This is a genomic window from Clostridium saccharobutylicum DSM 13864 (assembly GCF_000473995.1).
GTDB classification, from domain to species: Bacteria; Bacillota; Clostridia; order Clostridiales; family Clostridiaceae; genus Clostridium; species Clostridium saccharobutylicum.
Genome location: NC_022571.1, coordinates 2,699,071 through 2,714,290, shown reverse-complemented (window position 1 = coordinate 2,714,290; position 15,220 = coordinate 2,699,071). Strand labels below are relative to the sequence as shown.

General features: G+C 26.8%; 13 protein-coding genes. 7 read left to right on the top strand and 6 right to left on the bottom strand.

Translation table 11 applies throughout. The annotated features are described in order from the left end of the window. Positions 1–193: 193 nt before the first annotated feature. A complete protein-coding gene (locus CLSA_RS11605) occupies positions 194–1,888 on the bottom strand; it encodes a methyl-accepting chemotaxis protein (protein ID WP_022746525.1) in 1,695 nt (564 codons plus the stop codon). 417 nt (positions 1,889–2,305) lie between these two features. Between CLSA_RS11605 and argF the strand changes: the two genes are divergently transcribed. Beyond that, positions 2,306–3,301, top strand: coding sequence for an ornithine carbamoyltransferase (gene argF, locus CLSA_RS11600; protein ID WP_022746524.1), 996 nt, complete (start codon positions 2,306–2,308; stop codon positions 3,299–3,301). A 132-nt stretch (positions 3,302–3,433) separates the two neighbouring features. Here argF and CLSA_RS11595 read toward each other — a convergent pair whose 3' ends face one another. Beyond that, the gene (locus tag CLSA_RS11595; RefSeq protein ID WP_022746523.1) at positions 3,434–4,201 is read right to left on the bottom strand and encodes a DeoR/GlpR family DNA-binding transcription regulator; all 768 of its coding nucleotides are present in this window, start codon (positions 4,199–4,201) and stop codon (positions 3,434–3,436) included. A 161-nt stretch (positions 4,202–4,362) separates the two neighbouring features. Here CLSA_RS11595 and CLSA_RS11590 point away from each other — a divergent pair, with 161 nt between their 5' ends. The 3 genes from CLSA_RS11590 to CLSA_RS11580 all read left to right on the top strand — a co-directional run bounded on the left by CLSA_RS11590 (position 4,363) and on the right by CLSA_RS11580 (position 7,411). Beyond that, complete coding sequence (locus CLSA_RS11590; RefSeq protein WP_022746522.1) at positions 4,363–5,151, top strand: Cof-type HAD-IIB family hydrolase; 789 nt, start codon at positions 4,363–4,365, stop codon at positions 5,149–5,151. Positions 5,152–5,507: 356 nt separating this feature from the next. Beyond that, positions 5,508–6,293, top strand: coding sequence for a CsxC family protein (locus CLSA_RS11585; protein WP_022746521.1), 786 nt, complete (start codon positions 5,508–5,510; stop codon positions 6,291–6,293). Positions 6,294–6,436: 143 nt separating this feature from the next. After that, positions 6,437–7,411: a CsxC family protein gene (locus tag CLSA_RS11580; RefSeq protein WP_022746520.1), complete on the top strand. Its 975-nt coding sequence runs from the start codon at positions 6,437–6,439 to the stop codon at positions 7,409–7,411. A 228-nt stretch (positions 7,412–7,639) separates the two neighbouring features. On the opposite strand, the gene CLSA_RS11575 is transcribed toward CLSA_RS11580, so the two are convergent. The 3 genes from CLSA_RS11575 to CLSA_RS11565 all read right to left on the bottom strand — a co-directional run bounded on the left by CLSA_RS11575 (position 7,640) and on the right by CLSA_RS11565 (position 10,663). Further along, on the bottom strand, positions 7,640–9,379 hold the full coding sequence (locus CLSA_RS11575) for an ATP-dependent metallopeptidase FtsH/Yme1/Tma family protein (RefSeq protein WP_022746519.1): 1,740 nt from the start codon (positions 9,377–9,379) through the stop codon (positions 7,640–7,642). A 472-nt stretch (positions 9,380–9,851) separates the two neighbouring features. Continuing rightward, positions 9,852–10,394, bottom strand: coding sequence for a hypothetical protein (locus CLSA_RS11570; protein WP_041716255.1), 543 nt, complete (start codon positions 10,392–10,394; stop codon positions 9,852–9,854). A gap of 89 nt (positions 10,395–10,483) precedes the next feature. Then, the gene (locus CLSA_RS11565) at positions 10,484–10,663 is read right to left on the bottom strand and encodes an H-type small acid-soluble spore protein (protein ID WP_022746517.1); all 180 of its coding nucleotides are present in this window, start codon (positions 10,661–10,663) and stop codon (positions 10,484–10,486) included. 243 nt (positions 10,664–10,906) lie between these two features. Between CLSA_RS11565 and CLSA_RS11560 the strand changes: the two genes are divergently transcribed. The 3 genes from CLSA_RS11560 (at position 10,907) to CLSA_RS11550 (ending at position 14,045) form a co-directional block, all read left to right on the top strand. Beyond that, positions 10,907–11,509, top strand: coding sequence for an ECF transporter S component (locus tag CLSA_RS11560; protein WP_022746516.1), 603 nt, complete (start codon positions 10,907–10,909; stop codon positions 11,507–11,509). A gap of 642 nt (positions 11,510–12,151) precedes the next feature. Next, entirely contained in the window at positions 12,152–12,610 is a 459-nt protein-coding gene (locus tag CLSA_RS11555; protein ID WP_022746515.1) for a hypothetical protein, read from the top strand. A 355-nt stretch (positions 12,611–12,965) separates the two neighbouring features. Next, positions 12,966–14,045, top strand: a complete 1,080-nt coding sequence (locus tag CLSA_RS11550) for a DUF3810 domain-containing protein (protein ID WP_207713766.1) — start codon at positions 12,966–12,968, stop codon at positions 14,043–14,045. Positions 14,046–14,270: 225 nt separating this feature from the next. On the opposite strand, the gene CLSA_RS11545 is transcribed toward CLSA_RS11550, so the two are convergent. Beyond that, a complete protein-coding gene (locus CLSA_RS11545; RefSeq protein WP_022746512.1) occupies positions 14,271–15,065 on the bottom strand; it encodes a Cof-type HAD-IIB family hydrolase in 795 nt (264 codons plus the stop codon). Positions 15,066–15,220: the final 155 nt, after the last annotated feature.

Below are 15,220 nucleotides of genomic sequence, written 5' to 3'. Positions count from 1 at the left end.
AAAGTTAATTGTAATTTAGATTTAATTACAATATTTGCACAATGCTGTAATTAGTTCTTGCATAATAGCCTGTACTAATTTTAACAAAAGTGGTACAGGCTTTTTGCAACATTTATTCAAGCAATAGAGCATTGTGCTAGTTTATGTGAATGAGAATTGATTAATATATTTATACTTAAAAAGTGGTTGTAAATTAAACTATTTTAAAATAATTTATATAATTATCTAAATCTTGTGTTATACTACTTAATTGTTCAACCGATAATACAACTTTCTGAGAAGATTCATTTAATTCTTCTACTGATGCAGTTATTTCCTCAGTAGAAGCAGATATTTCTTGTGAAGAAGCAGTTGAAGTTTCAACACTATCTAAAATTTGTTTTTTATCGTTATTTATAATTTCAATAATACTATTTATTTGTGTGATTTTTGGTAGCATGTTTTCTATATGTGAAACAATTTGTTTAAAATCTTTTATATATGTATTGACAACTTTTCCTTGATGGTCAAGATTAGTGTTTACCTTATTTGATGCTTGAAAAATATTAACATTATAATTTGCAATTTGTTCAAATAAAGAATTTATGTGTAAACATGAGGATTTAGATTGTTCAGCTAATTTTGTAATTTCTTCAGCAACAATAGAAAATCCTTTTCCAGCCTCTCCAGCTCGCGATGCTTCTATTGTTGCATTAAGAGCAAGCAGGTTTGTTTGATCTGCAATATCATTTATTAAATCTGTAATTTCGTTTATTTGTGATAAATGATCGTTTAATCCCTTTATTTTGATTATTATATCTTTAAATGAATAAGTAAGATCGTGAATGAACGATTCCAAGTTTTCAAGAGTTTTATGACTTTTTTTTACACTATAATTTATAATTTCACCATGAGAATTTAAATCATATATTAAATTAGCAGTTGATTCAAGCTTTAATCCAAATTCATTCAGGACTTCTGTTATGTTTACCATTTCTTCAGCTTGGACAGAAGTTTCTTTAGCAATATAATCAATTGAATTATTAACGGTTTTTGATGATGTTGTTATATCTAATGACACGTTGCATAAAGTATTTGTTTGCTTTACAACTTTACTTGAAGATTGCGAAACCCTTTGAAGAATATCTAGTGTCTTTATTCTAAAAGTGTTTATATGTTGTGCAATATTTTCTATCTCATCATTACTGCTGATATTTAAAGGTACAGATAAATCACCAGTGGACATTTTATTTAGAACATCTTTTATATTGTTTACATTTGAAGAAATTCTATTTGAAAAAATAATGCTAATTAAAGTAATTGCAATAATCATAATAAAGCTAAGTAGTATATAAATTTGCTTAAATTTAGACACAATATAAGTATATATTCCAACATCAGCATCAGCACCTACAATTGCAATAATTTTACCAGAAGAATTTTTTATTGGTGCATATCCTGAAATAAGCGTGCCGTATTTATCCGTTTTGGATTCTTTTGTAAAGGATACGTTTCCATTAAAAGCGCTAGTCATCGCATCTTCCAAATTAAATTCTTCACCAAAGACAGATGTATCTATAAGTGAACCATCAACCGCCATATAAGGTATATCATCATCATTTTTAACAAGTGTATATATGTATTTTATATTTTGATCATTTTTAAAATTTACCAAGGAACTTTGTATTTCTTTGTAATCAATTGTATCCATAGATTTACTGTTAATTACTTTTTCTAATTTATCTCCATCAATAACATCCACAGCTGAATTAGCGGCATTACCAACTTCAACTTGTAATTGTGAAAAAATATTCTTGAAGATATATACGTTTGCTGTAATAAGTATGCTAATTGAGATAATGTATGTCGCCATGATAAGTTTTAATATTTTTAATCCTAATTTCCCCATAAATATTCTTCAGTACAATACCTGAAGTTTCCCTCCCTTTTAATTTTTCAGTTAAAATAAATCTAAATAAATCATTTATCGACATAATAAATCTTAACATTTATTGATTTACTTGTAAATATATATTGTGGTTAAATTAAATTAAAAAACAAAAATGTGATATACGAAATTGTTAGTTTTCTAAGAGTTAGTATTATAAATAAAAAATCATATAAAACGATATAATAATAAATATAAATTAAAATATGCATTTTTAAGAATAATATTTAGACAAAAGAATATATAATGGTTATAATTTAATAAATGGCAATAAGTAATATTTTAACTTTCTAGTATTAGTTTAAGAGAAAGTTAAATACTATAGAAGTTAAAATAATAAATAATGCTTATACAATTTATATGAAAAGGGGATTAACAATGGCAGTAAATTTACGAGGAAGAAGTTTTTTAAAATTATTAGATTTTACACCAGAGGAAATAAGATATTTATTAGATTTATCTAAAGAACTAAAATTATTAAAAAGAACTGGAATGTTACATGATAAATTGAAAGGCAAGAACATAGTTTTGTTATTTGAAAAGACATCAACTAGAACAAGATGCTCTTTTGAAGTGGCAGGAAGAGACTTGGGACTTGGGGTTACATATTTAGATTCAGCAGGTTCACAAATGGGCAAAAAAGAAAGCGTTGCTGATACTGCAAGGGTTCTTGGCAGAATGTATGATGGAATAGAGTATAGGGGATTCAGTCAAGAGGTGGTTGAAGAATTAGCAAAGTTTGCGGGAGTACCTGTATGGAATGGATTAACTGATGAGTTCCATCCAACTCAAATGATTGCTGATTTGTTAACTATAGAAGAAAAGCTTGGAAGATTAAAAGAAATTAATTTTGTATACATGGGTGATGCAAGAAACAATATGGGAAATTCATTAATGGTGGCTTGCGCAAAAATGGGTATTAATTTTACAGCATGTGCACCTAAAGAACTATTTCCAACAGAAGAATTAGTAGAAAAGTGCAAACAAATTGCAAAGGAAAATGAATCAACGATAACTTTAACAGAAAATGTTAAAGAGGGAACTAAAAATGCAGATGTAATTTATACAGATGTATGGGTATCTATGGGAGAACCAGATGAGGTTTGGGAAAGTAGATTGAAGCTTCTTCTACCATATCAAGTAAATAAAGAAGTTATGAACAATGCAAAAAAAGAAGCAATATTTATGCATTGTTTACCAGCTTATCATGATTTAAAAACTAAAGTCGGAAAAGAAATTGGAGAAAAATTTGGTTTGAGTGAATTAGAAGTTACAGATGAAGTATTTGAAGGTAAACAATCTGTAGTATTTGATGAAGCAGAAAATCGAATGCATTCAATTAAAGCAATAATTTTAGCTACAATTGGAGCATAAAGAGACTTATTAATAACGTAGAAATTAACTTTGATTAATGTGATTATAGCAATAAAAAGTAGATTGTTTAGTATAAAAAACAATCTACTTTTTGTATTTAGAATACAATTTGTTATGAATGGCCCAAATATATTAATAAATTAAATTTATATCATATTGTTGAAGTAAAGTCATAATTGTGTTGTTAGGGACTGCTTCTGTAATTATGCTATTAAAATCAGCTATATTTGAAAAATTAAAAATTCCATCTAAATTAAATCTCTCAGTTGGTGCCATTAGATATAATTCTTTGGATATACTCATAATTGCTTTTTTAGTACCTGCATCTTCAGATTCTCCAGTACTTACATTTCCATCTCTAAGATCGATTCCACTACATCCAATAAACGATTTATTACAACGATAGAGTTTAATTTGTTCATTAGAATGTGAACCTATATTTCCACCTACCAATGGACTGTAATCTCCACCTATAAAAATAACATGTAATTTTGAATCTGAGTTTATCATTGATGATATTTCAACCATATTTGTAATCAAAGTTATATTTCTATTGTTTTCTACTAATAATTTAGTTAAGAGATGGGAAATGCTTGATGCATCTAAAAATATTGTATCACCTTCATGTATTTGTTCATATGCTTTTTTAGCTATAATCTTTTTCAAATCGATATCTTTTTCAACTCGCTTGAGTAAACTTTCACCATTTACTATAGTACGTTTTATGTTGATGGCACCACCATAAGTACGTTGTAATAGATTGTTTTTTTCTAAAACTTGAAGATCTTTTCTAATCATACTTTCACTTACTTGAAACTGTGCACTTAAATCCTTAACTAATACCTTTCCGTCTCTTTCTAATATATCTAAAATCTGTTTATGTCTTTCTTCTATAAACATAGTTGCCTCCAATTCATTCTCATTTATTATTATTCTAACAATTATAATACTAAAATGCAATTAATTTAATTGACAAATGATAATAAATGAAATAAAATGATATTAAACGGTAATAAATTATATAGAATAGGAATAAAATATAAGGAGAGGAAGATGGATTTATGAAAAAGGCAGTATTTTTTGATATAGATGGAACTTTAGTAGATTGTTTAAATGGTATAAAAGATATTACTCCAAGAGTAAAGAAAGCAATACATGCATTGCAGGAAAATGGAGATTATGTTTTTATTGCAACAGGAAGACCATATGCGTTTCTAAATGAAGCTTTACGCAATTTTGGATTCGATGGTTTTGTACTTACAAATGGAGCATATGTAAAAGTAAAAGAAAAATGTATATATAAAGAATTTATTAATAAGGATTTTATAAATGATATAGTGGGCAACTTTGAAAAGTATAATATCCAATATATATTACAGGGCGAACCATATTCATATATTAAAGATGAGCATAAAAAATTACATTCGTTTTATGATTCATTTGGAATATCTAAAAAGTATTTAGAAGGTAATTATTCTCTCGAAAATTTAGATATCTATAAAATAGAAATGCTATGTGATGATAAAAAAGGAATAGATTATTTTTTATCTATAGTTAATGATGAATATGATTATATTCATGATGAGGAACATGGTTTTTTTGAATTGTATTCAAAACGAAATACAAAAGCATCGGGTATATTAAAAGTATTAGATTTCTTAGATATTCCTATAGAAAATAGTTATGCTTTTGGTGATGGAAAAAATGATATAGAAATGCTATCAACAGTAGGATGTGGAATCGCTATGGGGAACGCTAGTGATTATGTAAAAAAATATGCTAAAAAAGTTACAGACACAGTTCACAATGATGGGGTAGCTTTGGAAATAGAAAATTTTATTTTAAAATAACTTTTTTATAAATGCAAATTATAAAAAATAGACTTTAGACTCACCACACAAATGTGTTTTTGACATTTTAAAATTGTCAAGAACACATTTTTATGGTGAGTCTAAATTATAATAAGAAATAATTATAGATAATTTGAGTGTTATGGTTATCTCACAGAACAAACTACATTTGCACATTCTTAATCAATTATTTCATTTTGGTTATCGTCGTCAAGTTCGGCTAGCAATTTGTAAAAAAGCACCAAACTGCGATATAAAACGTATTTTCATGGGACAAAAACCCAAAAAAGGCATACTATATATTAGACATTATTTACTAAGTAAATTTTGATTAAATAAAGTGGAGGAATATTATAATGAGCAATAACAAAAGATTAAATATTGAAAATGAAATGGGATGCTCACGCCAAGAATCTTGTGCAACAGTTGCTACTCAAATTCAACCATTAACTGAACAAACTTCTGTAGCTCCTCCTGTTCCAGCAGGAAGTGTACTTGTTAAGCTTCCTATTGTATTGGCAGAAACTAATATAACAATTCCTATTGAAGCTACTATCACATTGGATCAAACTGTTAGGGAGATTAAAAGAATTAAAAAGAATGTATTTTTAACTCAATCACGTCTTATTCCATTTTCTTCAACTACTACACCTGTTACGAATGGAATATTATTCATAGCAGGTTTTGTAAGAAAAAATATTGAGTATTCAACTCAAACTTGCATTACAGCTGGTACTGCAAATTATTGTGGAAATATAGGACAATGTACAGTTGAAGTGCCTTTTAATTTCACAACTAGAGTTACTTTTATTAGACGACCAATTTTTAATGAGAATACAACTCCAAGTGAATTAGAGTATTTTACAGATCAACTTCAAAGCTGTGACACTTGTTCAGATCCAGTACTTGGACGTAACCCTTGTGATCAGAGTTTTAGCTTTACTGAATTCTTTAACGAAAAGCCTTTTGTTGAATTAGTAAATGCAGTTGTTACTGAAGTTGATATTCATACAAACCCAACTGTAAGTTGCACACTTCCTACAGAACAATTTTTCTCAACACTTACAGAAAAATTAGTTGTTAATTTAACATTAAAAGTATTGCAAAAACAACAAGTAATAGTTCCAGGAACAATAGTATAGGAAAATTTTAAATATAGTAATTTAATTAAGAATTTAATATAAAGTACTCTCACAGAATTATATATTAATTAATTAATTAATTAATATATAATGGCCTAAAACTTGAAGAGAGTTTTAGGCTATTTTTAAGAGGAGGATAAATTATGAAAAAGATATACTGTTCAAAAAGACGATATTGTAATCAGCTTAAGAGAAAACAATATGAAGAATTTCTTAAAAAACGAAAACAGTATTGTTTATTAAAGAAAAGACATAATAATAAAGATTATAATATTGTTTCAAAAGAAAATAGATCTAAATTAGCGGAATGTAAGCCAGTGGATAAAATATATAAAAAACATTATTATAACAAACTATATAATAATGAGCACAAGAATGAAGTAGATAAATGTAATATTAAGATTTGCAAAACAACTGTTTCTTCAGATACATTGCCAATTTGTGAAAATACTCCACATGAATCAGATACCACTTCAGGACCTGTGACTGTAAATATTCCAGTAGTATTGACAGAATGCAATATAACTATAACTATTCAATCTTTACTTAAACTAGAAGATGATGTATTAGAAATTAAACACATTAGAAAAAATGCATATGTAAACCAGTGCAAACTTATTCCAAACTCTGAAAATGACAAGCCTAATACCGGAATATTATTCCTGTCTGGTTTTATTAGGAAAAACATAGAGTATTCTGCTAAAGAGTGTACTTGTAGAGGAATACTAAATGGAAAATTGAAGCATGTTACAGTTGATGTTCCTTTTAAATGTGCTACTAGAGTAGTTTTTAAAACTCTACCAAAGTTTAATATAAATACTCATCAAGATGAAGTAGAAATATTGCAAACTAATATTGGAGTCTGCAAGCCTTGTAAAGAAGAAATAAATGGCTCGGATATTCGAGAAAAAAATTTTAGATTAATTGAATCCTTCAATGAAAAAGTATTCTGCAAATTAATTAATGCTGAATTTATTGAATCGGATATTCTTGAAAATCCAACAAATAAAGAGTATAAATTGCATAATGAACAAACATTTCATGATATTACTGAGAAAGTAGTACTATTTTTAACAATAAAATTATTACAGAAGCAGAATGTGATAATTCCTAGATAAAAGAGCTTTTATTAATTTTAAAGATGTTTATTAATAAAAAATTAAATATATATGTTGAAAATTTAAAGCTACATTAAAACTATATGATGTATTACTAAGTTAATGAAGAAATTATATTGCAACATATATATTTTCTAAGCAAAAATTTAATTGATGCTAAAATGTATAAGACAGTAAATAGTTTTTTCATATGTCAAAGCTATTTACTGTCCTATTAAATAGAGTTTATTATATAGCTAATTTGTTTAGTTCATCTTCATATAAAGATTCTTTTTCTAATAATTCTAAAGCTATTTTATCAAGAGAATCTCTATTTTCTCTTAAAAGTTCAAGAGTTTCTTCATATAATTGATCAACTAGTTTCTTGCATTCGTCAATAACAGGATTTCCATAACTGCTATATAGAGAACCAACACTTGAAAGTTTTATAAGCCCTAACGTTTCGCCCATACCATATTCAGTTATCATTTTTAATGCTATATCAGTAGTTTGAGAAATATCGCCCTCTGCTCCAGTAGAAACTTTATCCTTTCCGAAGATAATTTCTTCAGCAGCTCTACCACCAAGTGAAACTTTGATTTTATTCTTTAAATAATCGATTCTATGATAATTTTTATCCTCAGGAATAGTTAATGTATAACCACCAGCACCGTTAGTAGTTGGTATAATTGTTATTTTAGATACTTTATCCTTTGGAAGCAATAACATACTTACTAAGCCATGACCTGCTTCATGGTATGAAGTAAGAAGTTTGTCCTCATCTTTTAGATAACTTCTTTCTTTCTTCTCATGACCAGCTAAAGTTATAGAATAAGCACTTTCAATATGAGCTGAAGTAATAGAATTACTATTATCTTTGGCTGCTAGAATAGCACTTTCATTGATTAAACTTTCTAGCTTTGCACCAGAGAAGTAAATAGTTTTTTTAGCAATATCCTTTATATCTATATTTTCATGTGGTTTATTTTTTAAATGTAGAGATAGAATTTTTTCTCTAGCATTAACATCTGGTAATGCTACTTGTATATGTCTATCAAATCTACCTGGTCTAAGAAGTGCTTTATCTAGCATGTCTAATCTATTTGTAGCTGCAATTACAATTATACCTTCTTCTTGTCCAAAACCAGACATTTCTGTTAAAAGAGCATTTAATGTTTGATCTTTTTCATCATTGCTAGAACCATTTTTTCCATTACTTCTTGCTTTACCTATAGCATCAATCTCATCTATGAATATTACAGCTTTTCCATGAGATTTTGCTTTTTTAAATAAATTTCTTACTCTAGCAGCACCAACTCCAACATATACTTGTACGAAATCTGAACCACTAAGAGCATAAAATGGAACGCCAGCTTCTCCAGCTACTGCTTTTGCAAGTAATGTTTTACCTGTACCAGGATCACCATAAAGAATAACCCCCTTAGGCATTCTTGCACCATATTTTTGATATTTCTCAGGATTCTTAAGAAAATCGACAATATCCATTAAACTTTCTTTAGCTTCTTCATTACCAGCTACAGCATTAAAATTTAAAGCATCTTTTTTATTTTTGCTAAAATCCTGCATTTCCATAGACGTTACAGAAGAAGCACCACCACGAGCTTTAGATATAAGCATAGCACCAAGTGTTACAAGTGATAATACAAAAATACTAGCAGGAATAGTTTTTGTAAGAGGAGGATTAGTTTCATCTTTAACGTCTATTCCATTTAGTAATAATTTTTCTTTTAATGTATCTGTATGTGGATTATCTGTAGAATATTTATCGCCATTATTTAGTGTTACAGTCATTTTAGGAGAACTGTCTACTACAACTGTAGATATATTGTTAGAATTTAAATCATCTGTAAACATTGAATAACTTTTGTTAACTGACTTTGTATTATACGATGTTGCTACCATGACAATAAGTGATAGTATTGCAGTAATCATAGGAATAATAATGTAATATTTTTTTATTTTATTCATTAAGTACCTCCATATTTTAAATGATAGCTTAAGACATATTAAATTTTTTGCTTTAACAATATGTCTAACATTGATTATACAGATTTAAATTTAGAAGTCTAATTTCTTTCATGATTTTTACCAATGTAATTTTTGGACAAACAATAAAAATTTTCATTGGTAAAATATAAATGTATAAGTTGCTGTAAAGAATTTAGAATTCTGTTTAAGCTTCAAATCTATGTTCAGTACCAAAATACAAAAACTTTATAGCGACATATATATATAAAAGGTAATTTATAACTATATGTTAATGTATAGTTTAACTCAATATGAAATTATATCTTTGTATTAAGGATAGTGTTGCAGTACAAAAAAGGTAGGGGAGTAGCCTTTGCAAAATTACCAATCTAATTAACATTTTAATTAGATAAAAGCAGATAGCTAATAGTTGAATTACAATTTTGGAAAAAATAACTCGAATTTATAATTGTTAAATATTAATAGGATTTAGAATAATTTCTTTTTCAAAAGTACCTATAAGAGTTTGAACAATTAGCTTGTAACTTTTTGTTTGGGTAATTGGCTCAACATTCTGGAAAACAGCATAACCATTTAAATCATTATGTGAACAAATTGTAGTGTTTTTAAGAATATTTTCGGATAAAGTATTTATCTTAATAAATTTAGATTTATCTTCACTTATTAGCGTAATACCATTTTCATTATAATCATCTGTTATTTTTGGGAAAACTGCCAGGTACGAATTGTTTTCATCAATCAGTTTTACTGTTGTAATTTCAATAGTATTTGCTGATTCATTTTCTATGTTTAAGTGTATAATAGTTAATTGATATTTATTATTGCAATAAAGTGAAGAAGAATAACTTCTTGAAGCATCATAAGAGATTTTTAAATTAATAGCAGGAGATGAGTACTTTTTAAGTTTATAGAATAATAAGAAAGTATCCAATGTTATAAATAACATTAATAAAAGAAGTAACATATCTGAATTTGATTTTATAAATGTAATCACTGCAAAACCACCTTTCATCATAATTTTATCATATGTAAAGGTAAATAAAAATAAGGCAGCTATTTTCCAATGAATAGCCGCCTTATTTTCTAATGTTCTTGTAAACTAGTTAAAGAAACTTCTTGTGAATTTGATGGTTTGTTACAAAAGTGTATGTTGGCAGTTTGATTATTTTCGTTAACATTTTCGATGTAAATTTGTTCACCATTATAGGTCACATTAGCCATAACTGGAGAACAAGCAATTTCTTTTGCACGTTCTTTATTCATAATAACAATCTCCTTTCAATACTCAAATATCAAAAATAGCTTTTGTATTAATTTAATTAAATATTCTTATATATATAGAATAATTTTTTATAAATAAGTATAATTTAGTTTAAAAATATTTAGCAGGAAATTATAAATACATTTGATATATGTACCCATACAATTGAAACGATAATTCTAAAGTGCTATAATAGTCACAATATTTACATATAAAAACACAAATTTGAAAAAGGGGGATATTATATGGAAAATAAGAATCATAGAATTGTGAAATTAATGCAGACAGGATTACTTGCATCATTATGCTTTGTATCATTCACTTTTCTTCAAATTAAAATTCCAGTACCAGGTGGAGATGCAGTTTCATTACATGTAGGAAATGCATTTTGTGTATTGGCTGCTTTATTACTTGGTGGCTGGTATGGTGGACTAGCTGGCGCTATAGGTATGACAATATCAGATTTGCTTGATCCGGTATATATGGTAGGAGCACCAAAAACTTTTATATTGAAATTATGTATTGGTTTAACAACAGGTTTGATTGCTCATAAATATGCGAAAATAGATCAAAGTGATGATAAAAAATATATCTTAAAATGGAGTATTATTGCTTCAATTTGTGGATTAGCTTTTAATGTTGTTTTTGATCCTCTTGTTGGATATTTTTATAAACAATATATTCTTGGACAACCACAGGAAATGGCAGCAGTTCTAGCAAAACTAAGTGTGATTACAACTTTAATTAATGCAATAGTATCTGTAATTTTAGTAAGCTTTATATATAATGCTATAAGACCTATTTTAACAAAATCAGGATTATTATTACCTGTAGAAAAGACAAATTAAAACTGAAATTAAAATGTTTGCGCCAATGCTTAATAACAATAGCATTGGCGCAAACATTTTAACATATGAAATCCAAAATATCGGTACTCTGATTTTGCCACCTATCCTTCGATAGGTGGGTGTCTTCACAGATGATTCAATCGCTCTAAATGCCATAATGGACTCACAATAAAGTACATATCTTCATCTAAATATTGAACTCCCGAATTTTAAATGTAGGTTCAAAATAAGAGCTTAACGTATATTTCAGAATTTGTAATCTATATTAGCATATTCAATTACGGCAAGTAATTGTTTCTCTGCCGTGAAACTATGATAACATATTAAAAATTCCTATGCAAGAAATTTATGCGTGGTAATTTAATCCTGATATTTATCTGTTGAATGCAGTTTTGGATTTATATTTATTTTCATGAACCTAAATTTTTATAAGGAAAATAGTAACATTAACTACTACTGATGCATTTTATTATTTTAGAAAGAAAATAAAATCATGAATAATATCTAAGAATATAAAAATTTTTAGATATTTTAAATCGAAAGCAATATAAATACGAACTAATTTACTATAAAGAGAATAATATAATATGTAGAGTGTTTTACAATAATTTTAAATATATTATTATGAAGCAGGTGCTTGGAATGAGGATTGTATTTAATCAAATTATGTTTAATGTAGCACGAGGATATTATAGATATATAGGTTCAGGTTCTGGTAGGAAAGTATTTGATTTAGGAAATGGATATGTAATCAAAGTAGCAAAAAATAAAAGAGGAATTGCACAAAATATGTGTGAATATAGAATTTCAGCTAATGATTATTCTAACTTATTTGCAAAAGTAATACAAGCTTCCAACGACTTCTCTTTATTAATAATGGAAAAAGCGTATAAAATAAATGACATTTCACATGTATGGAAGTATTTCAATGTAGCTAGTAAAAAGGAATTGCTTAATTTAAGGGAATTAAGGAATCTGAATAAGAAATATAATTTATTGTTAGGTGATTTAGCAAGAAAAAGCAGTTGGGGAATTATTAGCGGCAGACCTGTAATTATTGATTATGGTTTTACAAGAGAAGTTAAGAAAAAGTATTATTAAGTTTTTTGATATGCAGAATGATGCAAAGATTGTGCATCATTTTGTATTACATAAACATCGCCAAATAAAAAATAAATTTATTATTAAAAGTATTTTATTTTCTCAAAAGTGTTTATAAATATATTATAAATTCTTAGATTAAAGTTGGAAATCAATGATTGGGTTTTAAAAATTAAATTTGTGATATAATAGGAAGATGAAATTAGTTTATTTTGATAATGTAAAAGGTTATATAAATAATTTAACTATAAGAATATTAATAAATGAGAATAATATAGCTAATTTTTCTAAGATGGTTAAAAATAAGAAGTTTTAAGTATATAATAAAATTTTACATGAGAAAGGAAAAAGAAAATTGTCTTCAAAAATTAAGTTAAAAGTAAGTGGGCTGCTTTTTATATTTAGTGCTATTTTATTTGTATTGTCGCGATACACAGATAATTTTGCAAATTTCTATTACAAATATATTTATATAATGTTAGTTAATACAGTTTCAAGAGGATTTTCTTTATTTTCTTTTTCAATATATGAGTTAATATTATATGGATTTATATTATATGTTTTTATTAAATCAATATTATATATTTTTTTATGGTTAACTAAAAAAATATCGATTAAGAAGATTATATTATGTTCTTCTGCAAATTTATTAATTTATTTATCATTGTTTATATTTTTAAATGTTATAGCTCAAAGTATAAATTCATTTAGATCTAGCTTTGTTACAATAACGGGACTAAAAGTTAATGATAATTCAGAAGAAAAATTAATTGAGCTTTGCAGTTATCTTAAAGACAAGCTCAATGATTTAGACGGGAAAATACATAAAGATGAAAATGGATTTCTAAAGTTGAATAATGATGTAAGGGTCGATGGAATAAGAAATATGAATAATTTAGCTGAAATATATCCGTGTTTGCAAGGATTTTATCCAAATCCAAAACCATATATATTTTCAAAATTAATGTCTTATCAATTGTTACAGGGAGAAACAACTTTTACAATGGAAGCAAATTATAATAATGACATGCCAAGAAGTAATATTCCAAGTACAATTTGTCATGAATTAAGTCATATTAGAGGATTTAATAATGAAGATGAGGCGAATTACATAAGCTTTTTAGCATGTAGCAATTCTACAAATTATGAATATCAATATAGCGGATATTTAATGGCGTATTCTTATTGTATGAATGATTTATATAATTTTAATTTAGAAGCAGTTAAAAATATAAATAATGAGCTTTCTAACAATGTTAAAGCTGAAATGAAAAATGATGTATTATACTGGGAGCAATATAGGGGAGGATTATCAAATTTATATGATAATGTATATGATGTGTTACTAAAAGCCGGTGGCCAACAAGATGGGATTAAAAGTTATAATGGTGTAGTAAAACTTTTAATTTCAGGATATGAAGTTCAGTTCCAATAAATTTGGAATAATCATATAAAGTTTTTGAAAATTATACAATATATAGGGTTCTGCCATGAGAATAGATTTCATGTGAATTCCAACCGAAATTAGATACATATTTGTTTCATATTCTTATGACACAAACATGTATCTAATTTCTCTGTTTGTGATATACTAAATTCTCATTGCGGAACCCTTTATAAATAATACTTATGTTTTGAATATATATCCTTATATACTATATTATATTAGACCATAATGTTTTAAGGCATGTGCAATACCATCATCTTCAATATCTTTTGTAACATATGATACTAAATCAAATAATTTAGGATGGCTATTACCCATGGCTATGCTATTTTTTACATATTGTAGCATTGGTAAATCATTTGTGCTGTCACCAATAGCATAAGTGTTTTCAAAAGGAATATTCAAATGGTTAATCAAAAATTCTATTCCAGAAGCCTTTGAAAATCCTAAAGGAACAAGTTCATAGAAACCTTCACCTCTGTGTATGAAATCAAAAGAGCTTTTAAATTCTTCATAAAAAGCATCAAAATTACTAGTTTCATTAGTCCATATAACTAATTTATCAAAATCAATATTCTCATCATCAAATGTTTTGCCTTTGTAAAAACCTACTTTAATGTGACGTTTTTTAATTCTAATTACTTCTTTAGAGGCAATATTGTCATCATGATCATAATAGATACCATTTTTACCTTCTAATATAGCATCAATATTATAATGTCTTAATTTGAAAGCAAGCTTTTTACTTAAGCTTGGTCCAATACTTTTATAAAATAATTCTTTATCTTCAAGATTAATATATGTACCGCATCCGCAAACATATCCATCAAAGTTAAGTTCTTTAATGCAGTCATCAATTTCAGAAATTGGTCTACCAGTATTGATAAATGCTAAGTGTCCATTTGCTTGAACTTTTTTTATTGCTTCTATGGTGCTATTTGGGATTATGTAAGTTTCTTCAGTTATTAATGTTCCATCAATATCAAAAAAAATAATACTTTGATTCATTGGTATTACCCCCTTCATACTTATTCAAAGTAAAAAAAATGTATTTAGTTTTATATATTTTCATATTATAAGCATTCTGTAAGATTAAAATAATGTCAAAAAAGAATACATTATATATTAAAAATTAGTATTGCATCAATATAATATATTAATAC